Raw genomic sequence first — 20,925 nt, forward strand, 5'->3', positions numbered from 1 at the left:
ACACCCTAGGCAACGGTGTGGCCGCTCCGCTCGACGGCTGGTCAGTGGGCCGCCGTGGGGCAACGTCGCACGTCGCGATCATGCCTGCCGCAGGCGGTGCGGGCGCAGGCGGTTGAATCCGCGCACGCGGACGCTGCGCAGGTGCCGGATGGCGAAATCGGGGTTGTCGTCGAGCGCGTCGGCCGCGGCATCGTCGACGAGGATGTTGCCCGGCCGGGCGACGCCGGTGAGGCGGGCCGCGATATTGACCACCGAGCCGTAGAGGTCGCCGAAGCGTTGCAGCACCTCGCCGTAGGCGAAGGCGACGCGCAGTTCCGGGGTGCCGCCGACGAGCATGGTCGACTCCTGGATGGCCAGCGCGATGCGGGCGGCGTCGGCCGCGGTCTCGGCGGCGAACATCACCTCGTCGCCGACGTTCTTGATCACCCAGCCACCGTTGTCGGTGATCGCCGAGGTGGTGGTGGACTCGAAAGCTTCCAGCAGCGTGGACAATTCGTCGGGGTGTAAGTGCCTGGTGAGCCGGGTGAAGCCGACCATATCGGCGAATCCCACCGCCAGTGTCCGCATCGAACCGTCGCCCTGCGCCACGCTCGACCTGGCGACCGCGGCCGCCAGGTGCCTGCGCCAGACATACGACTGCAACTGATCGATGCCGGCCATCGTGGATTCCGTTGCGGCCCTTATCCGTTCCTCCAAGGGAAGCGCGGGATCGGCCGCGGCGGCGCGCACCTTGATCTCGGCCAGCACCAGATCGGCCTGCCACTCGGCCAGCCGCGCCATGCCCTGACCGATCGTTCGCGCGGCTGCGGCCTGTTGCCGAATATTGGACGCGGCAACAACTTTCATGCCGCGGAAATTGGTGACCGCGGTGATATCGATCTGTGTGAAGTCGACCTCGTCGTCCTCGTTGGCCGGAAAACCCAGCGCCGTCCACAACCGCCGCGACTCCGCCTCGGGCACTCCCGACTGCTCGGCCACCTGCGTGCGCGTATATCGCCGCGGGCCACCGAGCAGCGCTTCCTCGACGCTGCGCTGCACCAACTCGGTCATCTCGGGCTCCGACATACCCAAACTGTACGACTGTGCCGCGCGAGTGAGCGCCATCCTTGTTCCCGCATTGGCAACGTTCATAAATCCGGGCGCCGCTTCCCCACCGGTGACACCTGGCACAGCGCCGCCGCCCCTGGTAGCTGTGACCTCCTCGCTTACCTGCCGGTGCGCAACTGACGGCGAAAGTGCGTACTTGTCTCCCGCGCTGGCCCGAACCGACACTCGGTCCAGGGAGATCGCCCGCGAGACAGGAGTCGAGATGATCAAGGAATCGGTGACGGTGCTCGGCACCGGATCGATGGGCAGTGCGCTGGCCGGTGCCTTCCTCGCCGCGGGCTACCGCACGCACGTCTGGAACCGCAGCCACGAACGAACAGCGGCCCTGGTGGACGCGGGCGCGACCGCGCACCCTGGCATCGCCGATGCCGTAGCCGCGAGCCCGGTGATCATCTCCTGCCTCACCGCCTTCGCCGCCACACGCGAGAGTCTGCTCGGCACAGACGGATTGGCGGGCCGCGATCTCATCACCCTGAACAGCGGAACACCCGCCCAAGCAAGGGAATTCGCCCAGTATGCGCAAGGCGAGGGCGCCCGCTACCTAGGTGGCGCGATCAAGAATGTGCCCGCGGCCGTCGGCGATCCGAGCACACTGCTGTATTTCGGTGGTGATCGCGACGTGTTCGACACCTACGCCGCCACCCTGCGCGTGCTGGGTGGTGATCTCGAATTCCTCGGTACCGAACCTGATCTGGCCGCCCTCTACGAATCCGCCGTCGGTGCGACCCTGCTCCCGGCGCTACTCGGCTTCCTCGAAGGCGCGGCGATACTGGCCTCGCGCGGGCTGCCCGCCTCGACGATGGTGCCCCATTCGGTGAAGTGGCTGCGGATGATCGAGTCGCTGCTGCCGGTTCTCGCGGGCGAAATCGACGACAAGGACTACACCCGTCTCGGTTCGTCGGTCGAGCTGTTCCACACCGCCGTCGCCGACGAGGTGGAGCTCGGCGCCGAGACGGGCGTCGACCTTTCCTGGCACGCGCCGATGCACGAGCTGCTGAGCCGTGCGGTCGGCGCCGGGGACGGTGCGCGCAGCATCACCGCGGTGATCGAGCAGTTGAGAACGCCTCAGCGCAGCACGCTGTAGGTGGCCGACAGGGTGAAGCCGTGCTCGCCGACCTCGCAGCTCACCGTCCCCTGGTAACCGATGCCGCAGATGGTGTTCTCGCGCGTGATCCGGTGACCTTCGGGAAGCACCTTCGCGGCCGGGTGGGTGAAGATCGGCCTGTCGGCGTCGACGAAGTGCGCCGCTTCGAGAATCCCGACCCGGAGCTGGTCGGTGCCCGCTGGCGCGTCGATCGGGACCGCGTCACACCCGGCCGGGCCGTTGTTCCAGTAGATGGCGCAGTGCCGTCCGTCGGGCGTGGTGAAGAAGACGCTGCCCGCGAATTCCGGTTCGGGGACCTGATACTCCACAGGGTCGACCGGCGTGTAATCGCCGAGTCCTGATTGGGCGGCGGCCGGTCCGGCAGCCAGGAATCCGGCCGCCAGCGCGGCCCCGGACATGACGGTGAATGTGGATCGAATCAACACTTCGACGTCCTCCCTCGACTAGGTGTACCTGGTATTTCGCCGCCCTGACGCACCTCGTTAACCGACCGAACAATTTCCTTCGGGCCACGCGATGCGCACGGGCCCGCATCTACCTTCTACGCTGGCTGCCATGTCGTCCCCCGCTCTCGGCGAATTCCTTCGCACTCGGCGCGCCCGCATCCAACCCGCCGCCGTCGGACTGAGCGAATACGGTCGTCGCAGGATGGTCGGATTGCGACGCGAGGAAGTCGCCCAGCTGGCCGGGATGAGCGTGGATTACTACACCCGGCTGGAGCGGGGTCGCGGTGAGGAATTCCCCGATTCGGTGCTCGACTCCGTTGCCCGCGCCCTGCGTCTGGACGCTGCCGAGCGCGACCACTTCTACACGCTGGTCCGCCCCGCCGACCCCGACTACAACTACTCCCCGACGATTCGCCCCGGCACCCGACTACTGCTCCACTCGATCACCACGCCCGCGTTCGTACTCGGGCGTCACATGGAAGTGCTGGCATGGAATGCCATGGGCGACAAGATATTCGGGTTCGACTCCGTCGCCGAATCCGAACGTAATCTGGCTCGCTTCACGGTCCTGGATCCCACCGCGGGCGTCTTCTATCCCGACTGGGAACCGGTTGCCGCGGAGACCGCTGCCTACCTCCGCCGCCAGGTGACCCGCTGCCCGCGTGATCGCCGGCTGACCTCGCTCATCGACGAACTCACCGCCGGTAACCCGGTGTTCCACCGCATCTGGTCGATCCAAACCCCGTCGGGTAATTCGTACGGCGACAGGCTGATTCAGCATCCTGTGGTCGGCCGGATCGAGTTCGGTTACGAGACATTGAATTTGCCAGGCGACCAGGATCAGCTGCTGGTGGTGTACACGGTGGCCACGGAATCGGCCGCGAGCGACGCTGTCAGTGCTCTGTGTGCGCGGGAACTGGTCGGCGTTCACTGATCGGTTCACCTGGGGGTTGGATCGGGTCCCACCCGGATGAGACGCTCGAAGCATGACAATCGAGGAAATCACCGAGTACGTGACCGGCCTCGGCGGAGTGCTGGCGCAGCGGCCCACCGAGGGGAGTGAAGCTCCCGAGATCGCCTGGGGTGACACCTTCTTCTACTACGCCCCCGACGGTGTCGTTCCCGCCGGTCAGCCCTTCGCCACCATCGTGACCAAGGACTACCCCGGCGACGAGACCTCCGACCTGAACCGTCCCGGCAGGTTCCGCGTCAATATCTCCGTCAGCAAGGCGACCTTCACCGAAGCGGCGGCCCCGACCGACGCGAGCATCGACGACACCGTCGTCGCCCACCCCCTCTACGCTGCCGCGAACTGGCTCGCGGTGGTCGATCCGGGTGCGGCCACCGAGGCGACGGTCCGCGAGATGTTGCGCGAGGCCCACGACCGGGCACGCACTCGAGCCGAGCGACGCGCGGGCGAATAGCACCGCGGGGTTCGCGGGTGAATCTGTAGGTCGCTATCTATTTGCTGATGTCAGGTTCGTGGCGGTCTTGCTCATGACGAGGATTTGTTCCATTCGGTGCGGTACCTTTTCAGATACCAACGGAAGGGGAGGTCATGTCAGTACATTCCAGGCCCTTGCGGTCGCTAGCCAACGCCCGACTCGGCCCCGTCGAATTGATCACCGGCGGATTGCTGTTGACAGCCGCCGCCCTGGGAATGCTCGGCCCACTGATCGCCGCCCTGCTGATCCGCCGCAGCGGCGCGGGCCGAACCGACGCCATGGCCACCGCCCCCCTGATCCTGCTGACCCTCGCCGTCACCCTGGCCATCACCGCCGGCCTCACCATGTTCGCCATCGCTCGCCGTCGCAGCGGTTCGGATCAGCGGGGTTCCTCCTAACGGCCCCCGCGGAAACCGGTGGGACATAACCGGATCGGCTATTCTGGTGGCGATCAGGGAGGCCACTCATGCCCATCAAGTTCCGCCAGCGCAAATCCTTCGGACCGCTGAAGTTCAACTTCACCCAATCGGGCCTGTCATCCTGGGGCATCAAGATCGGCCCATGGTCCTGGAACTCCCGCACCCGAAAGAACAGCGTCGACCTCCCCGGCCCCCTGAGCTGGCGTCAACGCTGATCCGGCCAGGCCGGTGACCTTCACCGAGCCAACGCCAGACCGATCGCCGTCGCTCCCCCCCGATGGTCGCGTTGCTCTGGTACGAACGGTCGCGGTTGGGCAGCAGCGGCTGTAGCATTCGCCAGTTGTGATCTGCGCGGCATGGCCGCACTTGCGTTGGGGGTACTGGTTTCTGTGTGGAAGTTTTTGATCGAGAGTGCGTTCGGGCCTGTGTTCGCGATCGCGGGTGCGGGTTTGATCCTGCTCGTCGTCGCAGCGTTCCTCTGGGACGTGGTCGCCGCCGCGGTAAACCGGGTTCGTGATCGGTTCGGGGGAGGCGATCGAGCGGAGGCCGCGGAGCCGATCCGCGAACGCAAAACGCCGAACACCCGTCGCACTGCCGAGAGCCGCGATCGCCGTTCGGCCCGTATCGCCGCACGTCGCAGCGCTATCCACGCAAAGCACGCAACGGCTGCGGACATCGACGGCTGACTACTCGCGTATCCGGCCCTTGCCTCTTTAGCCAGCTCAGAAGCTTTGCGTCGTAGTAGATCAGTGGCCTGAAGAATGTACGGTTCGAACCTCGCGCCGTCGATCTGCCGAAGAGTCTCCCGACGATCTGCCGAGGGGTGCGGCGTCGATCTGCCGAGGGGTGCGGCGTCGATCTGCCGGTACTTCCGTCGGGCCGAGGTGAAGGCTCAGGTCGGCGCCCGTCGATTGTCCGGTCAGGATCGTGCGTCGAACGTGCTTGTCGGTTTCGTCCAAGACAGGGTGTGGGAGTGTTCCCTAGGCTGACCGCAGGCAGTTGACGACGCTTTACTCAGGAGGAATGTGATGGCACGCGAACTGGTTTACACGGGATTCATGTCGCTCGATGGTGTGGTGGACTCGCCCGGCGGGAAGGTCGAGGGGCATCGCAGTGGTGGGTGGGTGATGGAGACCGAGTTCGTGCCGGAGGCGTTTTCGCTCAAGGGGGAGGAACTCGCCGACACCACCGCGCTGATGTTCGGCCGTCGCAGCTACGAGGCGTTCGCCCCGATCTGGCGCGATTCCGAGGATCACGCCGCCTACAAGGAGTTGCCCAAATACGTTGTCTCCTCGTCGCTTACCGATGACGCGCTGATCGAGGGATGGGGCGAGATCACCATCCTGCGCTCGACCGAGGACATCGAGAAGCTGAAGCAGACCGATGGTGGCCCGATCTACATTCACGGCAGTGCCGAACTGGCAGAGCGGCTTTCGGACGCGGGCCTGATCGATCGATACAACCTGCTCGTGTTCCCGGTGCTGCTCGGCGCGGGCAAGAGCCTTTTCGGCCGGGCCGATCGACCCAAGCAGCAACTGCGCCTGCGTGATTCGGCGACCTACTCCAACGGCGTCGCCAAACTTGTCTACGACGTCGTGCGCTGAGTGAGATCCAGCGCGATCACACCGCTGCCGCCCTCGCGCAGCTGCCGTGCCGTCCGTCCGACGAACCGGCGCAGCGCGCGGGCGAGGTGGGGCTCGTCGTAGTAGCCGAGCTTGTCGACGACATCGCCCGGCGCCTCACCCGTGCTCAGCAGCACCGCCGCGGTGCGCGCGCGCTCGATCTGGCGTACCGCGCCCTGGGTGAGGCCGGTCGCCGCCCGGAAGCGACGTTCGAGGGTGCGCTCGGTGATCGCGGGCGGCATGCCACGCAGCGTGTCGGCGACCATGGCGTCGCGGACCACCACGCCCTGGTTGATAAGCCGTTCGACCAGCGCTTCCGCGTCGTCGGCGCGCGGGCTCTCCCAGCGGGCGCCGTCCAGCCAGAAACCTCGATCGGTCACATCGGGCAAGACGATCCCGCTGTCGACCAGGGTCGACGCGGTGACCGCACGTAACGATGTGCCGACCGCGAACTGGATGCCGACGAAGTCCGCTTCCTCGGGAACGGGCGCGGTGCCGGTGCGAATCTCGGGCCCGGTGACCGCCGCGTAGTGCGCACCCTGCTGCTCCCAGAACACCAATCCCCAGGTCTCGGTCGCCACGGAGGTCATCTCCGCGACCTGCTCACTCCGGCAGGTCCAGACCGAATCCACCCAGGGCGAATCCGACAACCGGGTCTCGAACACCAATCCCACCGCTGCGATCCTAATCGCTGCCACGACCTGATACCCAGGGGTGAGGTGGCACGTCGAATCGGTGAGTGCGAGGCAGTACCGCCGGGGGATGTCGCGCGGCATGGGCCGTCGGTAGGTTCGCGCTGATGCGAAAGGGGCCGCCCGATGCGATCCATGACGGTGGCGGTAGCGCTGGCTCTGGCCTTGATGGTCAGCGGCTGTCGCGCCGAGCCCGACACCCTGCAACGCGACGTCGATGCGATCGCGGCACTCGGCACCACCGGAGTGCAGGCCAGGGTTGTGGATGTCACTGGTACCGATAGGTTCGGGGTGGCTGGGAGGTCGGATATCGCTGTCCCGGAGCAGGTTTCACCACAAGGGCATTTCCGGATCGGAAGTCTGACCAAGACGATGGTCGCGACCGTAGTCCTCATGCTGGTCGGTGAAGGGCGTCTCACGCTCGATGACACCGTGCAGCGGTGGGTCCCGGATGCGTTGCACGGCAATGGAAATGACGGTGCCGCGATCACTGTGCGCCAGCTTCTCCAGCACACCAGCGGTATTCATGAAAGCCCGCCCGAAATGGCAACCGCCGAAGACTATTACCGGCTGCGCTATCAGGTGCGTGATCCGCGGGAAACCGTGGTGTCGGCCATGCGGCACGCACCCGATTTCGCACCGGGTACCGGATGGTCCTACTCCAATATCGGCTATGTCCTGTTGGGCATGATCATCGAGCAGGTGGCCAACCGTCCCTGGTACGACGAGGTCCGCGCGCGCATCCTCGAACCGCTCGATCTCCGCGATACCCACTGGCCCGGCGTCACGCCCACACTCCCCACCCCGCACGCGAGGGGTTACCAGCAATTCGAGGTCGACGGGCCACTGGTCGATGTCACCGAATTGGTGGACGCCGACGCCTCCGTGGGCTACCTCTCCACAACCGCCGATGTGGGCACCTTCTATCGAAGCCTCCTCGGTGGCGCATTGCTACGACCCAAGGAACTGGCGCAGATGCGCACCACCGTGCCGGTCGACGGCGTGACCGGCACGGTCTGGCCGGGGGCTAGCTACGGACTCGGCCTGTTCTCGGTACCGCTGTCCTGCGGCGGCACCTATTGGATGCACAACGGCGGCCAGACGGGGTTCCTCACCAACGCCGGCGTGACCGACGACGGAAGCCGCAGCGCCGTCGTCTCGCTGTCCGCCACCCTCGCGGTGGGTGAAGACATCACGCACAGTGAGGGGTTCGCGCAATTGCGTGCAGTCAACGAATTGGTGGACCACGCGCTCTGCGAAGAATAGATCGAACCGCAGAATTCGCGTAAACAGCTGGCTGGACGCGACGGTGGTCGAGGGTCTATGCGCCGCTGGTGAGGTCGCGGGATTCGGCGGTGGCGGAGTGCACGGGTAAGTCAGCTCCTGTGACTGACCAGCCAGGGTGCGACGACGTCCACCATTCCGGTAACCCCCTTGACGGGGGCAGCGAGGACTCGTGCCGTGGCAACCGCAACGTTTCCCTTTGGCGAGGCAAGGCGCGGCGCCATGATGGCTGCGACCGCACCGAGTCCGGCGAGCGGGCGAACGAACACCTTGATGTCGCGGAAGAGGTTCTGCTCATCGAAGTCGAGCAGCATCATGAGATCGATAGGCCTGCGTTTGGCCATCGCCCTGCCCTGGACTACTCGTGCACCTTGTGCGCCCTCGAAGCCCGACGTGTACTCGTCATCGGTGATGCCGTCGAAGAATGCGCCGAACACCCGCACTGCTTCAGCTGGACCGATGAACTTCAGCTTCCCGAGCACCGGGCTGTGGAATACCACGCCAGGCGCCAGCGTGCCGCTGATTCCTGCCAAGTCATGGGCTTGTAGTGCGGCCGTGAACGTCTCTGAGCGCGATACGCGAGTTTGCGTTGTTGTCACAGGGAGCCCCCCTCCGGAGTGAGAATCATTCTTCTCTCGCGTGTGCGCTGCGTCATCCGACCAGAGCAGGAAGCACCGTCCTACCCTGGACGGTTGTCGGAGCGGAGGTTTACCGCGGTTCGGGCGGGTAGTCCGGAGCACCACCCTGCGGGCCGAATGTGATGTTAAGCGGTGGTTTTGTGGAATGGATCACAGAATCTGGCGCGCTTGTCACGCTGGGCGTCGCCGCCGCCCTCTGTGTAGAGACCATCTCCCGCCCGACCGGAGGACTGCCATGACCGATGACATCGACCACGCGACCGAGACATTCCTCGGCTACCGCGAGCTCCTGTTCTCGGTGGTCTACAACATGCTCGGCAGCGTCGCCGACACCGAGGATGTCCTGCAAGAGGTGTGGTTGGCATGGCAGGCCCGCGCTCGTGGCGCCGCGATCGACAACATCCGCGCCTATCTCACCCGGATGGCGGTGAACCAGGCGCTCGCCCGGCGGTCTGCGCTGGCCCGGCGCCGCGAAGACTATGTAGGGCAATGGCTTCCGGAGCCACTGCTCGACAGCGAGCCCTTTGCCGACGGCGAGGCGAGCGTGGTGCGGACCGAATCGTCGTCGATGGCGATGCTGGTGGTCCTGGAGTCGCTGACCCCGCTCGAACGCGCGGTGTTCGTGCTCAACGAGGTCTTCGCCTACCCGCACGCCGAGATCGCCGACATGGTCGACCGCTCACCCGTCGCGGTTCGCCAGATCGCCCATCGCGCCAGAGCCCACGTGCAGGCGCGCAGACCACGCACCCAGGTGGACCCGCGGATCCGCCGGGAAGTGACCGAGCGCTTCGTCGAGGCCGCGATGGGTGGCGACCTCGAAAAGCTTCTCGCGGTCCTGGCCCCGGAGGTCACCCTCTGGACCGACAGCGGCGGTGTCGGCGTCGCCACCTCCTTGCAACCGGTCCACGGGAGAACCGCTGTCGCCGCAGTTTTCATGTCCGTCGCCGCGGCCGGTCTCGATGGTTACCGGGTGGGTTGGCGCACGGTCAGCGGTGATCCGTGCGCGGTGATCTTCGACGGTGATGCCCCGTTGGCGGTCGTCGTCCTCGATATCGCCCCCGACGACACCGTCATCGGGGTCTACTCGGTCACCAACCCCGCCAAACTGACCCGGGTGAACTCGGCCGCTCCCTAGGCTTTGCGGTAGTCGAACGAGGGGAAGCCCAATGAACGTCCGTACTCGCCGATTCGGCCTTGCCGTGATGCTCGGTGCCTTGCCGACCATGATCGTGGCCGCGCCGAACGCGACCGCCGCGGTCACCGCGGTGCATGTGGAACAGCCGGCCGAAGGGCTGCGTACCGGGTGCGCCTATACGGTGACCGTCGATGTCGACGCGCCGGTTTCCGAGGCCGGTGAGGTGACCATCGGCATCAGCGGTGGTCAGGTTCCGGGGAACGGTGAGCGGCTCGGGGTCGCCGTCTACCACCCGGAGAACGGCACCGCGACCTTCGAATGGACGCCTGTGTACTCCGGCCGCCAAAATGTCTTTGCCCAGCAGTTCAAGCCAGGGCAGGTCACCTCCACGCAGTATGTGACGGTCGAGGTCGGCGGGCGGGGTGTGAATACCGGAAGCTCCTGCCTGCCGCTCCCTTAGACCATCGGACGCAAAGTCATTCGCGGTGTCCTCGGCGGTTCATTCCTCGGGATCACTGTGCCAAGTCTGGTCGTCGGATTCGGATTCACCGGCTACTCGAACGATTTCGAGGTGATCTGAGGACCCGGCGTGACGGTCGTGCAGGCCAGGTATCACTACTGAACGGTCCCGAACTCGTGGTGTTCAGCGGAGCCGTGTGCAGTGGTGGACGCGCCCGGGTCCCGGCCTGTTCTGGGCGACGCGGAAGCCGACGCCGACCAACGCGTCGCCGAGGTTCGGCGGGGATACGCTGGGTATCAGCGAGGATTCAACGGTGTTACTCGGTGCTGGGATGCCAGTGGATGGTGGCAGCTGATGAGCGCGGACGAACAGTTCCGGCCGGTGCGACCGCCAACTCGCCGCGTCGGGGTGGGGTCGGTGACGTCGACACCTGCACCGAGTACCGGCCATCTACCGCCGGAGTTGACCAGTTTCGTCGGCCGTCGCACCGAGTTGGCCGAGATGAAGAACTTGCTGTCGACGGCGCGGTTGGTGACGTTGACCGGGATCGGCGGGGTGGGCAAGACCCGGTTGGCGCTGCGGGCCGCGTCCACTGCGGGCCGCGCGTTCGGCGACGGGGTGTGGTTGGTCGAGCTGGCGGATGTGTCCGATCCCGCGCTGCTGGTCGAGGTGGCGGCGGCCGCTCTGGGTTTGCGGGACGATCCGGCGCGGCCGTTGCCGGAGGTGGTGGTGGAGTTTCTGTCCGGACGGAAGTCGCTGCTGGTGTTGGACAATTGCGAGCAGTTGGTTGAGGCTGTGGCGCGACTGGTGGCGACCTGGTTGTCTGCCTGTCAGGACCTGCGGATTCTGGCCACCAGTCGCGAACCGCTGGATATCGCCGGCGAGACGGTGGTGCCGGTGCCGCCGCTACTGGTGCCGGATCCGGATCGGGCGCCGTCGAGACGGGCACAGCCGCGCTACGACGCGGTGACCTTGTTCGCCGACCGCGCGTCCGCGGTGGTGCCCGGTCTTGACCTCTCGGAGGCGACCAGGGCAACCGTGGCTCGGATCTGCGCGCGGTTGGATGGACTGCCGTTGGCGATCGAGCTGGCGGCGGCGCGGATGCGCACGTTGTCGCCGGAGCAGATCCTGGCGCGGCTCGATGATCGGTACGGGCTGCTGACCCGTGCCAGCCGGAGTGCGCCGATGCGGCAGCAGACGCTGCGGTGGTGTATCGACTGGAGCTACCAGCTGTGCGACCCGGCCGAGCAGCGGTTGTGGGCTCGATTGTCGGTGTTCGCCGGTGGCTTCGAGTTCGATGCCGCCGAACAGATATGCGGTGCCGATCTGGCTCCGGCGGATCCGCTGGATGTGCTGTCCTCGCTGGTGGACAAGTCGATCCTGATCCGGATCGAGTCGGATGGCGTGGTGCGGTTTCGGATGCTCGAGACGGTGCGGGAATACGGTCGGCAGAAGCTGCAGGAAATCGGCGAATACGCGCAGATGTGTCGGCGGCACCGCGACTGGTACGAGAAGATGGCACTGGCCGCGGACAACGAGTGGGTCAGCGACCGGCAGACCTACTGGACGGCCCGGCTCGACCGGGAACAACCCAACCTACGTAGTGCGCTGGAATACTGCCTGGCCGAAGACACCGAGCAGGCGGTCACGACCGGGCTGCGCACCGCCGCCGGACTGCTGGGGTTCTGGGTTTTCCGGGGCCTGTACGGCGAAGGCCGCCGCTTCATCGACCGGCTTCTCCGGAACCACCCCGCCCTACAACCCATCCCTGATCGATTCACAGCGCTCCATGCCGGCGCCGTGATGGCGGTGATGCAAAGTGATGTGCCGGCGGCGACCGCGCTCGTCGAGGAGGCGCGTGTGCTCGTCGAACAGGACCGCACGCCGGCGACGCAGGGGCGGATCGCCCACCTCGACGGTGCCGTGGCGCTCTACAGCGGTGAGCTTGCCCTCGCGACCTCTCACCTCGAACGCGCCGTCGAGCTGCTCGATTCGGATCGACCCGGATTCGTGTGCCTCGCTGCTGTGGCCGGTCTGGGTTTTGCGTATGTAGTGGCCGGTGATACCCACCGGGCGACCGCGCGCTACCAGCAGATGCTCTCCATTACCGAAGCATGCGGCGAAACACTCTTTCGTTCGTCTGCGTTGTGCGTCCTGGCAATTGCCGCCTGGCAGGAAGACGAACGGTCCCGGGCAAACGAGCTGCTCCAGCAGGCACTGCGGGTCAACCGGAACATGGGCAGCCCGCTCGTCGCCGCAGTGGCTCTCGAGGCATTGGCCTGGACCGCGCACGCCGACGGTGACGCCGAGCGCGCAGCCGTACTGATGGGAGCCGCCGAGGAACTCGACCAGTCCCATGGCAAAGTTGCGAGCATCGTCCCGATAGTGCCGCAGCATCACGACGAATGCGTCCGGCTGACGCGATCGGCCCTCGGCGCCCGCAGGTTCGATGCGGCCCTCGCCAAGGGTCGAGCGATGGCGATCGACGAAGCCGTCGCCTACGGACTCGGCGAACAATCCACCGACACCAAGCCCACGTGGGGTCCGGGCGTCGCGTTGACCAAGCGCGAACGCCAGGTCGCCGGCCTCATCACCCAAGGCCTTACCAACAAGCAGATCGCGGCCGAACTGGTGATCTCCCAACGCACCGCCGCGGGCCACGTCGAGCACATCCTCACCAAACTCGGATTCACCTCCCGCGCTCAGGTCGCGGCCTGGATCGCAAAGACGGAGTAGGTGATCGACGCTGTACAAGTGCACCAACTGCGAACCGTCTGGTCGTAGAGCGCTTGCTCGCCGGGGCGGGGTCGTCGCGCACCGACGAATAGCCTGTGCTGATTCGGGCGGAATATGACCGGTTGCAGGTCGCGTACCGGAGCTGCCCGGGTGGGAGGTATGGGGCTCCGGCACAGTGTTGCCATGGGTTCGTCGGTCGCTGACTCTTTCACTGTCGCCACTTTCAATGTCAACGGAATCCGCGCGTCACGTCGTCGTGGATTCGATCAGTGGTTGCGGGCCAGGTCGGCGGATGTGGTCGCGTTGCAGGAGCTGCGTTGTCCCGCAGCCGATGTGGGAACCTTCCCGGGCTACTCGGCGGCGGTGGACGTCGGTTCCGTGGCCGGTCGTAACGGCGTGGCAGTACTGACGAGGGTTCCCGCCGCTGCCGTGCGGACGTGGGTGACCCACCCGCCCAGGTCCCGCGGACTCGGTGAGTTCGCCACGCAGGGACGCTATATCGAGGTGGATCTGGCCGACCGCCCGGTGACGGTGGCCTCTCTTTATCTCCCCAAGGGTGGTCTGCCCGCGCATCTCCAGCGCCCGGGATCGATGCGCGAACTGCCCGACGGTGGGGCCAAGTACGAACGGAAGCAGAGGTTCCTCGCGGCGTTCGCCCGCGAAGTGCACCGGAACCGGCTCGCTGCGCTGAGTGCGGGACGCGAGTTCGTCCTCACCGGGGATCTGAACATCGCGCACACCCGGCACGATGTCACCAACTGGCGTTCCGCCCGCACGATGGACGGCTTCCTGCCTGCCGACTGCGAGTGGTTCAGTTCGGTTCTCGGCACGCGCCGACTCGTCGACGTGGTGCGACAGGTGCACGGCGACCGCCCGGGTCCGCTCACCTGGTGGAGTTGGGCGGGTCGATCGTTCGCCAAGGATGTGGGTTGGCGAGTGGACCACCAACTCGCGACGCCCGGTCTCGCCCGCCTCGCGACGGCTGTCGTCGTCGACAAGGAACCGTCACCCGCCGAGCGGCTCTCCGATCACGCGCCCCTCGTGGTGACCTACTCGGCGATGCCTGACCGAGAAGTTCTGGTGCCCTCGGCAGGATTCGAACCTGCGACCTACCCTTTAGGACATTTGGGTGGGGCCTCGGTCTGGTGTGGTGCCCTCGGCGGGACGCACAAAACATGGGCAACCGGAAAACGCCTGGTTATCGCGGGTTCGTATTCGATCTGATTCCCGCGGATCGCCGTTCGGACCGCGACCGTGGACCAGTTCCCGGTGAGCGGGGTGCCGAAGTTGATGAAGATATGGGCGAGTTCGTAGATGCGACGGGCAAGCGCTGGGACGTGAAGAGCTCTCCTGACAGTCAGCCATCGTACCTGACAGTCAGCCATCGTACCGACCAAATGCTGGTCAGGAGATCAGCAACCCTCAATCTGATGAGAAATTTGTCAAGATGATCAATAAAGACCTCGCTGACGATGAGAATGTCCTAATTGATCCTGACGGAATGTCGCCAGCGCGGCGTGCGCGATTGGAACAACTAGTTTCTGAACATCCCGAGTGGGAAGGAAAAGTAGTATGGGGCAGTTGATTTATGGCCGGACCAGGAGCGATGTCAAGCGTTGGCCTTCTGGCCCTGCGGCTCAAGTGGCTCTGGGGCTCTACCTGGATCAATTGCCACCGGTGTCGATGTCGATGTCGGCATCCAATCTCTTCAATGGGGACGGTCTGGACCTTTCCCGCTCTGATGTATCGGGTTTGTTCTTGGAGGGCGCGTCCTTGAATGGGGCCGATCTGACTTCGGCATGTGTATCCGATGTGGATCTGTATACAGCGTGGATGATTTCGGCCGATTTGCGTAATGCTGATTTCAGTCGTAGCGATCTCCGCAAGGTCGAAGGTCGTGGCTGTTCGGCATCTGGTGGTATTTTCTGTGATGCCCGTCTTCAGAGCGCGGTCTTCGAGGATTCGGACTTCCGGCATGCAAATCTGGTTGGTGCTGACTTGCGGAGCGCAAGCTTTGCGGATGCCGATCTCGGATCCGCCGATCTGCGAGGCTGCGAGTTTTCTTCGACAGACTTTTCGGACGCACGAATGGGCGGATGTTCGGTGGCAGGCGCTTCGGGGTCCATAATTGGTCCAGTGGATGTCGGAGTGAAATCGGCTATGGTTCTCGCGGGTCTCGAGCTTAAGAAATGGTTCAGCGAAAATGGAGCTGTGGATGTCACCATTCGATCGTGACTTCCCGGCGCACCTACCCGTAAAGATGCCGAAAAGAACCGCATGCACCGCAAACCGGAACGATCCGCCGAGACAGCCCGCACCGAATCCACCGCCGCGCGGCCGACGAATGGACTCACGGAGGATTCTGGGCGCGCTGCCGGTCACAGCCCCGATACATGCCACGATCGATGTCGATCCGACCAGGCTTGGGACGGGGCGGGGAGTCGGAACCGGTGGCGGCCAGATGGCCACGGGCGCTGTGCCCGACCTCGGGCGCGGCCCGGAACAACCGGTCGTGGTCATCACAATCGGCGGGTTCGCAACGGGACGAAGACCTTTCGCCGTCGACCACCTCTATCGGCTCACCATCGAGGTGGACTGGATCGGGTGCTTCGGCACCGGGGTGTTCTCGAGCCGATGATGCACAGCTGGCCAAGTCCGTGGAACCGGCCGCTGCGCCGCGAAGGACATGGTGCCGGGACTAATCGGTGTCGGTGAGAGGCCCGGTCGCTGATATCCCGTGTACCGATGCGTGCATTCCCAGGTTCGCTGTGCCCTGCCACTCCAGAGGGATGAACGCGCCTGACCTGGACTTTCGTGTGCGACCTTTGTCGGAATCGCGAGGAAACGGCCGTTGACCTGCGAAATTAGTGTCGCAGGTTTGTGCCCTCGGCAGGATTCGAACCTGCGACCTACCCTTTAGGACATTGGGTGGGGCCTCGGTCTGGTGTGGTGCCCTCGGCAGGATTCGAACCTGCGACCTACCCTTTAGGAGAGGGTTGCTCTATCCCCTGAGCTACGAAGGCGTGGCCAGATTCGGCTGGCCGAGCTGAGTATAGCGTGGGGGTGGGTTCGGTGGCGTAGGGCCGTTGGGTGGAGATCAGAAGGCGTCGAAACCGCCGCCGCCGCTGTCGAAACCGCTGCCGCTGTCGAAACCGTCGTTGCTGTCGTAACCGGTATCGGGGTTGCCGGGGTCGTATCCGCCCTGGTCGTAGCCGGGGTCCTGGTCGATGGCCGCTTCGCCGGTGCCGTCCTCGAAAGCCTGCGCGTCGTAGCCGACTCCGCCCATTCCGGCGAACAACGTCGTGAACAGCAATGCCGACCCGGCGCCCCAGGCTCCGGCGATCAGCGCGGGCTTCCACCACGGCTCGGAATACCACCCGGCGGGGACGGGGCGACCTGCCACGCGACCGCCGGGGAAGTAGTTCGGGGTGCCCGCGGAGGGGGAGGGCGAAGCGGTGATGGGGCGGCCGTTGTGGGCGATGGTGCGCTTCTCGTCGACCTGGCCGGCGATGTCCTGGCCGTCGATGGCCGGGATCGGGGGGCCGGGGTCCATGTCCATCGCGGTGCGGGCGGCGCGAATGTAGTAGAGGCCTTCCAGGGCGGACTGCTTGGCCAGCTGGGCGTGGACGGGCGAGCTCGCGCGGTCGATCTGGCCACCCGCGGCGTTGTACCGTTCGGACGCGTCGGCCAACGCCTGCCGGGCGGCCTCGTTGCGCGGGGTCAGTTGGTAGACCTGCCCGCCGAGCCGCTCGATCGACGCCCTCGCGTCGGCCTGCGCCTCCTCGAGTTCGCGCGCGTTGCGCTTGTTCTGTTCGGCGCGCAGGTACAGCAGAGCACCTACGCACACGATCACGATCACAACCAGCCACCACAGCATCACGTGCCTCATTTCGTCGAGGTCTCGAGATGCTGTCCAGTTTACTGAACGGTTGCCCGAACGCATCAACCCTCGATGATCAGCGCGTTGCTGATTTGCTCACCCTCTCCGGTGATCCTGATGTGTTCTTACCGAAAGGGGTCCGAAGGGCCCCGCTCGAGCGCGCCAGCGCTCCAAATGACAGAGCTATCCGGCGAGGTGGCGGGCGATTACCAGGCGCTGGATCTGGTTGGTTCCTTCGAAGATCTGCATGACCTTCGCTTCGCGCATGTAGCGCTCGACGGGGAAGTCCTGGGTGTAGCCGTAGCCGCCGAAGACCTGGACCGCGTCGGTGGTCACCTTCATGGCCGCGTCGGTGGCGACAAGTTTGGCGACCGAGGCCTGGCGCGAATACGACAGGCCCGCGTCGCGGCGGCGGGCGGCGTCGAGGTAGGTGGCGCGGGCGGTGTCGACGGCGGCGGCCATGTCGGCGAGGACGAAGCCGAGACCCTGGTGGTCGATGATCTTGCGGCCGAAGGCTTCTCGTTCCTTGGCGTAGGCGACCGCTTCGTCGAGTGCGCGCTGGGCGACACCGGTGGCGACGGCGGCGATGCCGAGCCGGCCCGCGTCGAGTGCGCTGAAGGCGATCGAAAGTCCTTGTCCCTCTTCGCCGATGCGCCGCTCGGTGGGCAGGAACGCGTCGTCGTAGGCGGCGGTGGTGGTGGGGATGCCGCGCAGGCCCATCTTCTCCTCGGGCTTGCCGAAGCTCAGGCCCTCGGTTTCGGCGGGGACCAGGAAGCAGGAGATGCCGCGCGAACCCTCGCCGGTGCGGGCGAACAGGGTGTAGAAGTCGGCGCGGCCGCCGTTGGTGATCCAGGCCTTGGTGCCGTTGAGGTTGTAGCCGCCGTCGACGGGGGTGGCGCGGCAGCGCAGGGCGGCCGCGTCGGAACCGGCGTGCGCCTCGGAAAGGCTGTAGGCGCCGATGGTTTCGCCCGACAGCATGCGCTCGAGCCACTGCTGCTTCTGTTCGTCGGTGCCGTAGGTGAACAGTGGGTGGCAGGACAGGCCGTGCACGCTCACCGCGACGGCAACGGCGGCCCAGCGGCTCGCGATTTCCTCGAGCACCTGCAGGTATACCTCGTACGGCTGCGCACCGCCGCCGAATTCCTCCGGGTACGGCAGGCTGAGCAGCCCGGCCGCACCGAGTGCGGGGAAGACGCCGTCGGGGAAGACGCCGGTCTTCTCGCTCTCGGCGACGCGCGGCTCCAGCACCTTGTCGGCGATGTCGCGGGTCAGTTCGATCAGTTCGCGCGCCTCGTCGGTGGGCAGCATCCGGTCAACAGCCATGCTCGTCACAGTACTTCGGGCCCACCCGCCGCCATGGATCTATTATCTGCGCATGAATGCAGATGCTCATTCACCCCTCGCCGAGGATCAGGTGGGGCTGGTGGTCGAGGTGTTCCGGATGCTGGCCGACCCGACCAGGGTCCAAGTCCTGTGGGCGCTGGCCGATCGGGAACTCTCGGTGAACGAACTGGCGAGCCGGGTCGGCAAGCCGGGTCCCTCGGTGTCCCAGCATCTGGCGAAACTGCGCATGGCCCGGCTCGTGCGCACCCGCCGCGAGGGGACAACCATCTTCTACAGCCTCGACAACGACCACGTCCGCAGCCTGGTCGTCGACGCCGTGCACAACGCCGAACATGCCGGTCCCGGTGTGCCATCGCACCATAGAGGGCCCGATGGTCAGCCCCCGCACGCGGAGCCACCTGGTTCGCGATGACCAGCCGACCTGCAGGAATGTTGTCGGAGGAAACGATTGCGAGGTTCAAACCTTTCGGTAGCATCCGTTGTGACGTGGCTCATGCCACGGCAGGGACTGAAGGAGCACCGATGCTGAGCACCATGCAGGACGACCAGCTATCACTGGCCAAACTGCTCAACTATGCCGCGACTTTCCAGGGCGATTCGACTGTGTCCACATGGACCGGAGACGGTGTTCGCACCATGACCTACCGCGAGCTGGGTGCGGATTCCGCCCGCCTGGCCAACGCGCTGCGTGGGCTCGGCATCGAAGAGGGCGACCGCGTCGGCACCTTCATGTGGAACAACAACGAGCACATGGTCGCCTACATCGCGGTGCCCGCGATGGGCTCGGTGCTGCACGCGCTCAACATCCGCCTGTTCCCCGAGCAGCTGGTCTTCGTCGCCAACCATGCCGAGGACAAGGTCGTGCTCGTCGACGGCACGCTGCTGCCGCTCTTCGCGCAGTACCTGCCGAATCTGAAGACCGTGCGGCACGTGATCGTCGTCAACGGCGATGCCGCCGCGCTCACCGCGCCCGAGGGCGTCACCGTGCACTCCTACCGCGAGCTGCTCGACGCCCAGTCCGCCGACTTCGACTTCCCGGTCATCGACGAGCGTTCGGCCGCCGCGATGTGTTACACCTCCGGCACCACCGGCGACCCCAAGGGCGTCGTCTACTCGCACCGCTCCAACTGGCTGCACGCCATGCAGGTGAACTCGCCCAATGGCATGGGTTTCCAGGGCTCGGACTACGTGCTCGCGATCGTGCCGCTGTTCCACGCCAACGCGTGGGGCCTGCCGTACGCGGCGCTGATGTCGGGCGCCAACATCCTGATGCCGGACCGCTTCCTGCAGCCTGCCCCGCTGCTGGAGATGATGGCCGCCGAGAAGCCGACCTTCGCCGCAGCGGTGCCCACCATCTGGGGTGGCGTGCTGGCCGCGCTTTCCGCCGCACCGCAGGACATCTCGCACCTGCGCACCGCTGTTGTCGGTGGTTCCGCGGTGCCGCCCGCGATGATGCGCGCGTTCGAGGAGAAGCACGGCGTGCGCATCCTGCACGCGTGGGGCATGACCGAGACCTCCCCGCTGGGCAGCGTCGCGCACGCGCCCGCCGGTGTCAGCGATGAGGATGCCTGGGAGTACCGCTACACCCAGGGCCGTTTCCCGGCCAACGTCGAGGCCCGGCTGGTCGGCGACGACGGCAAGGTCGTCCCGAACGACGGTGAGTCGCTCGGCGAGCTCGAGGTCCGCGGCGCGTGGATCACCGGCTCCTACTACTCGCCCTCCGGCGCGGAGATCGACCCGGACAAGTTCGACGACGGCTGGCTGCGCACCGGCGATGTCGGCAAGATCAGCCCCAACGGCTACCTCACCCTGGTCGACCGCTCCAAGGACGTCATCAAGTCCGGTGGCGAGTGGATCTCCTCGGTGGACCTGGAGAATTCGGTGATGGGCCACCCGGCCGTTGCCGAAGCCGCGGTCATCGGTGTGCCCGACGAGAAGTGGGACGAGCGCCCGCTGGTCGCCATCGTGCTGGCCGAGGGCGCCGCCGCCGAGGCCACCGAGCTGCGCGACTACCTGGCCGACAAGTTCGCCAAGTGGCAGCTGCCCGAGCGCTGGACCTTCATCGCCGAGGTCCCGAAGACCAGCGTCGGCAAGTTCGACAAGAAGCGCCTGCGCGCCCAGTACGCCGAGGGCGAGCTAGACGTCGTCACGGTATAAGACAGCAAAAAGGCGGGCGTGGAAGCAATTCCACGCCCGCCTTTTCGTTGATCAGCAGTTGCGCAGCTCGGGGCTCTGGTTGAGGAGCTGGGCGCGGGGGCTGATGTAGCGGGTGTAGGTCTCCCCGCCGACGGCCGACAGCGGGAACGCCGCGACCCGGTGGCAGTTCTGGAAGGCCAGCTTCACGCCGAAATGCCGTTCCAGGCCGCCACGGATGGCGTCGGAGGCTAATGCGCGCAGCAGCTGTCCGCGGGCCACCTCGTCCGGCGGCGGCACCCGGTTGTCGGCGTATTCATCGGTGCCGGTGCGCAGGTCGTCCGCGACCCGGCTCACCACCTCCCATGCGTAAGGCAGTGAGATACGGACACATTCGACGAATTCGGCGTCGTCGATATCGCCCTGTTCGGCGCGTTCGAGTAGTGCGGCGGGAACATCGAGGGACATGGCGCTCTCCT

At 65.9% G+C, this 20,925-nt stretch carries 23 protein-coding genes and 1 tRNA gene; 16 read left to right on the forward strand and 8 right to left on the reverse strand.

Features of this window, described 5'->3' with window-relative positions:
- Positions 1-78: 78 nt before the first annotated feature.
- Entirely contained in the window at positions 79-1,065 is a 987-nt protein-coding gene (locus ACFWPK_RS15015; protein WP_378915741.1) for an adenylate/guanylate cyclase domain-containing protein, read from the reverse strand.
- Positions 1,066-1,309: 244 nt separating this feature from the next.
- Between ACFWPK_RS15015 and ACFWPK_RS15020 the strand changes: the two genes are divergently transcribed.
- A complete protein-coding gene (locus ACFWPK_RS15020) occupies positions 1,310-2,191 on the forward strand; it encodes an NAD(P)-dependent oxidoreductase (RefSeq protein WP_378915743.1) in 882 nt (293 codons plus the stop codon).
- Here the strand turns inward: ACFWPK_RS15020 and ACFWPK_RS15025 are convergent.
- Positions 2,173-2,610 (reverse strand): hypothetical protein, encoded by a 438-nt coding sequence (locus tag ACFWPK_RS15025; RefSeq protein ID WP_378915745.1) that lies wholly within the window; start codon positions 2,608-2,610, stop codon positions 2,173-2,175. The two genes, ACFWPK_RS15020 and ACFWPK_RS15025, sit on opposite strands and share 19 nt — an antisense overlap.
- Before the next feature lie 157 nt (positions 2,611-2,767).
- Here ACFWPK_RS15025 and ACFWPK_RS15030 point away from each other — a divergent pair, with 157 nt between their 5' ends.
- From ACFWPK_RS15030 to ACFWPK_RS15055, 6 genes are all read left to right on the forward strand, one after another.
- Positions 2,768-3,592 carry a helix-turn-helix transcriptional regulator gene (locus ACFWPK_RS15030; RefSeq protein ID WP_378915747.1) on the forward strand — a complete coding sequence of 275 codons (825 nt, stop codon included), beginning with the start codon at positions 2,768-2,770 and terminating at the stop codon, positions 3,590-3,592.
- 52 nt (positions 3,593-3,644) lie between these two features.
- Positions 3,645-4,082, forward strand: coding sequence for a DUF6194 family protein (locus ACFWPK_RS15035; protein WP_378915748.1), 438 nt, complete (start codon positions 3,645-3,647; stop codon positions 4,080-4,082).
- Between the two features lie 134 nt (positions 4,083-4,216).
- Entirely contained in the window at positions 4,217-4,501 is a 285-nt protein-coding gene (locus ACFWPK_RS15040; protein ID WP_378915750.1) for a hypothetical protein, read from the forward strand.
- 68 nt (positions 4,502-4,569) lie between these two features.
- On the forward strand, positions 4,570-4,737 hold the full coding sequence (locus tag ACFWPK_RS15045) for a DUF4236 domain-containing protein (protein WP_084472559.1): 168 nt from the start codon (positions 4,570-4,572) through the stop codon (positions 4,735-4,737).
- A 141-nt stretch (positions 4,738-4,878) separates the two neighbouring features.
- Positions 4,879-5,208: a hypothetical protein gene (locus tag ACFWPK_RS15050; protein ID WP_378915751.1), complete on the forward strand. Its 330-nt coding sequence runs from the start codon at positions 4,879-4,881 to the stop codon at positions 5,206-5,208.
- 342 nt (positions 5,209-5,550) lie between these two features.
- Positions 5,551-6,126 (forward strand): dihydrofolate reductase family protein, encoded by a 576-nt coding sequence (locus ACFWPK_RS15055; protein ID WP_378915753.1) that lies wholly within the window; start codon positions 5,551-5,553, stop codon positions 6,124-6,126.
- On the opposite strand, the gene ACFWPK_RS15060 is transcribed toward ACFWPK_RS15055, so the two are convergent.
- Positions 6,108-6,818, reverse strand: a complete 711-nt coding sequence (locus tag ACFWPK_RS15060; protein WP_378915755.1) for a helix-turn-helix domain-containing protein — start codon at positions 6,816-6,818, stop codon at positions 6,108-6,110. The two genes, ACFWPK_RS15055 and ACFWPK_RS15060, sit on opposite strands and share 19 nt — an antisense overlap.
- 144 nt (positions 6,819-6,962) lie before the next feature.
- Here ACFWPK_RS15060 and ACFWPK_RS15065 point away from each other — a divergent pair, with 144 nt between their 5' ends.
- On the forward strand, positions 6,963-8,102 hold the full coding sequence (locus ACFWPK_RS15065) for a serine hydrolase domain-containing protein (RefSeq protein WP_378915757.1): 1,140 nt from the start codon (positions 6,963-6,965) through the stop codon (positions 8,100-8,102).
- 110 nt (positions 8,103-8,212) lie between these two features.
- Here ACFWPK_RS15065 and ACFWPK_RS15070 read toward each other — a convergent pair whose 3' ends face one another.
- Positions 8,213-8,719, reverse strand: a complete 507-nt coding sequence (locus ACFWPK_RS15070) for a nuclear transport factor 2 family protein (RefSeq protein WP_378915758.1) — start codon at positions 8,717-8,719, stop codon at positions 8,213-8,215.
- Between the two features lie 274 nt (positions 8,720-8,993).
- On the opposite strand from ACFWPK_RS15070, the gene ACFWPK_RS15075 reads away from it, so the two are divergent.
- From ACFWPK_RS15075 to ACFWPK_RS15100, 6 genes are all read left to right on the forward strand, one after another.
- Positions 8,994-9,893: a sigma-70 family RNA polymerase sigma factor gene (locus ACFWPK_RS15075; protein WP_378915760.1), complete on the forward strand. Its 900-nt coding sequence runs from the start codon at positions 8,994-8,996 to the stop codon at positions 9,891-9,893.
- Positions 9,894-9,924: 31 nt separating this feature from the next.
- Complete coding sequence (locus ACFWPK_RS15080; protein ID WP_378915762.1) at positions 9,925-10,353, forward strand: hypothetical protein; 429 nt, start codon at positions 9,925-9,927, stop codon at positions 10,351-10,353.
- A gap of 417 nt (positions 10,354-10,770) precedes the next feature.
- The gene (locus ACFWPK_RS15085; protein WP_378915764.1) at positions 10,771-13,089 is read left to right on the forward strand and encodes an ATP-binding protein; all 2,319 of its coding nucleotides are present in this window, start codon (positions 10,771-10,773) and stop codon (positions 13,087-13,089) included.
- A gap of 183 nt (positions 13,090-13,272) precedes the next feature.
- Positions 13,273-14,313 carry an exodeoxyribonuclease III gene (locus ACFWPK_RS15090; protein ID WP_378915766.1) on the forward strand — a complete coding sequence of 347 codons (1,041 nt, stop codon included), beginning with the start codon at positions 13,273-13,275 and terminating at the stop codon, positions 14,311-14,313.
- A 348-nt stretch (positions 14,314-14,661) separates the two neighbouring features.
- Entirely contained in the window at positions 14,662-15,324 is a 663-nt protein-coding gene (locus ACFWPK_RS15095; protein ID WP_378915768.1) for a pentapeptide repeat-containing protein, read from the forward strand.
- A gap of 226 nt (positions 15,325-15,550) precedes the next feature.
- Entirely contained in the window at positions 15,551-15,727 is a 177-nt protein-coding gene (locus ACFWPK_RS15100; RefSeq protein WP_378915770.1) for a hypothetical protein, read from the forward strand.
- Positions 15,728-16,036: 309 nt separating this feature from the next.
- Here the strand turns inward: ACFWPK_RS15100 and ACFWPK_RS15105 are convergent.
- From ACFWPK_RS15105 to ACFWPK_RS15115, 3 genes are all read right to left on the reverse strand, one after another.
- A tRNA-Arg gene (locus tag ACFWPK_RS15105) sits at positions 16,037-16,112 on the reverse strand.
- A gap of 74 nt (positions 16,113-16,186) precedes the next feature.
- Positions 16,187-16,966: a DUF1542 domain-containing protein gene (locus ACFWPK_RS15110; RefSeq protein ID WP_378915771.1), complete on the reverse strand. Its 780-nt coding sequence runs from the start codon at positions 16,964-16,966 to the stop codon at positions 16,187-16,189.
- Between the two features lie 186 nt (positions 16,967-17,152).
- Positions 17,153-18,292: an acyl-CoA dehydrogenase family protein gene (locus ACFWPK_RS15115; RefSeq protein ID WP_378915773.1), complete on the reverse strand. Its 1,140-nt coding sequence runs from the start codon at positions 18,290-18,292 to the stop codon at positions 17,153-17,155.
- 52 nt (positions 18,293-18,344) lie between these two features.
- On the opposite strand from ACFWPK_RS15115, the gene ACFWPK_RS15120 reads away from it, so the two are divergent.
- Entirely contained in the window at positions 18,345-18,725 is a 381-nt protein-coding gene (locus ACFWPK_RS15120; RefSeq protein ID WP_378915775.1) for an ArsR/SmtB family transcription factor, read from the forward strand.
- Between the two features lie 110 nt (positions 18,726-18,835).
- Positions 18,836-20,470, forward strand: a complete 1,635-nt coding sequence (locus tag ACFWPK_RS15125; protein WP_378915778.1) for a long-chain fatty acid--CoA ligase — start codon at positions 18,836-18,838, stop codon at positions 20,468-20,470.
- Positions 20,471-20,521: 51 nt separating this feature from the next.
- On the opposite strand, the gene ACFWPK_RS15130 is transcribed toward ACFWPK_RS15125, so the two are convergent.
- Positions 20,522-20,914 carry an SCO5389 family protein gene (locus ACFWPK_RS15130; protein ID WP_378915780.1) on the reverse strand — a complete coding sequence of 131 codons (393 nt, stop codon included), beginning with the start codon at positions 20,912-20,914 and terminating at the stop codon, positions 20,522-20,524.
- Positions 20,915-20,925: the final 11 nt, after the last annotated feature.

Origin of the sequence: Nocardia sp. NPDC058519 (assembly GCF_042719755.1) — a bacterium.
GTDB lineage: Bacteria > Actinomycetota > Actinomycetes > Mycobacteriales > Mycobacteriaceae > Nocardia.

Coding starts and splice junctions, on each gene's coding strand:
- ACFWPK_RS15025 (WP_378915745.1), bottom strand. CDS start 2,610: ATGTCCGGGGCCGCGCTGGCGGCCGGATTCCTGGCTGCCGGACCGGCC.
- ACFWPK_RS15075 (WP_378915760.1), top strand. CDS start 8,994: ATGACCGATGACATCGACCACGCGACCGAGACATTCCTCGGCTACCGC.
- ACFWPK_RS15020 (WP_378915743.1), top strand. CDS start 1,310: ATGATCAAGGAATCGGTGACGGTGCTCGGCACCGGATCGATGGGCAGT.
- ACFWPK_RS15130 (WP_378915780.1), bottom strand. CDS start 20,914: ATGTCCCTCGATGTTCCCGCCGCACTACTCGAACGCGCCGAACAGGGC.
- ACFWPK_RS15015 (WP_378915741.1), bottom strand. CDS start 1,065: ATGTCGGAGCCCGAGATGACCGAGTTGGTGCAGCGCAGCGTCGAGGAA.
- ACFWPK_RS15120 (WP_378915775.1), top strand. CDS start 18,345: ATGAATGCAGATGCTCATTCACCCCTCGCCGAGGATCAGGTGGGGCTG.
- ACFWPK_RS15080 (WP_378915762.1), top strand. CDS start 9,925: ATGAACGTCCGTACTCGCCGATTCGGCCTTGCCGTGATGCTCGGTGCC.
- ACFWPK_RS15100 (WP_378915770.1), top strand. CDS start 15,551: ATGGCCACGGGCGCTGTGCCCGACCTCGGGCGCGGCCCGGAACAACCG.
- ACFWPK_RS15065 (WP_378915757.1), top strand. CDS start 6,963: ATGCGATCCATGACGGTGGCGGTAGCGCTGGCTCTGGCCTTGATGGTC.
- ACFWPK_RS15055 (WP_378915753.1), top strand. CDS start 5,551: ATGGCACGCGAACTGGTTTACACGGGATTCATGTCGCTCGATGGTGTG.
- ACFWPK_RS15110 (WP_378915771.1), bottom strand. CDS start 16,966: ATGCTGTGGTGGCTGGTTGTGATCGTGATCGTGTGCGTAGGTGCTCTG.
- ACFWPK_RS15050 (WP_378915751.1), top strand. CDS start 4,879: ATGGCCGCACTTGCGTTGGGGGTACTGGTTTCTGTGTGGAAGTTTTTG.
- ACFWPK_RS15095 (WP_378915768.1), top strand. CDS start 14,662: ATGGGGCAGTTGATTTATGGCCGGACCAGGAGCGATGTCAAGCGTTGG.
- ACFWPK_RS15040 (WP_378915750.1), top strand. CDS start 4,217: ATGTCAGTACATTCCAGGCCCTTGCGGTCGCTAGCCAACGCCCGACTC.
- ACFWPK_RS15125 (WP_378915778.1), top strand. CDS start 18,836: ATGCTGAGCACCATGCAGGACGACCAGCTATCACTGGCCAAACTGCTC.
- ACFWPK_RS15090 (WP_378915766.1), top strand. CDS start 13,273: ATGGGTTCGTCGGTCGCTGACTCTTTCACTGTCGCCACTTTCAATGTC.
- ACFWPK_RS15030 (WP_378915747.1), top strand. CDS start 2,768: ATGTCGTCCCCCGCTCTCGGCGAATTCCTTCGCACTCGGCGCGCCCGC.
- ACFWPK_RS15035 (WP_378915748.1), top strand. CDS start 3,645: ATGACAATCGAGGAAATCACCGAGTACGTGACCGGCCTCGGCGGAGTG.
- ACFWPK_RS15045 (WP_084472559.1), top strand. CDS start 4,570: ATGCCCATCAAGTTCCGCCAGCGCAAATCCTTCGGACCGCTGAAGTTC.
- ACFWPK_RS15115 (WP_378915773.1), bottom strand. CDS start 18,292: ATGGCTGTTGACCGGATGCTGCCCACCGACGAGGCGCGCGAACTGATC.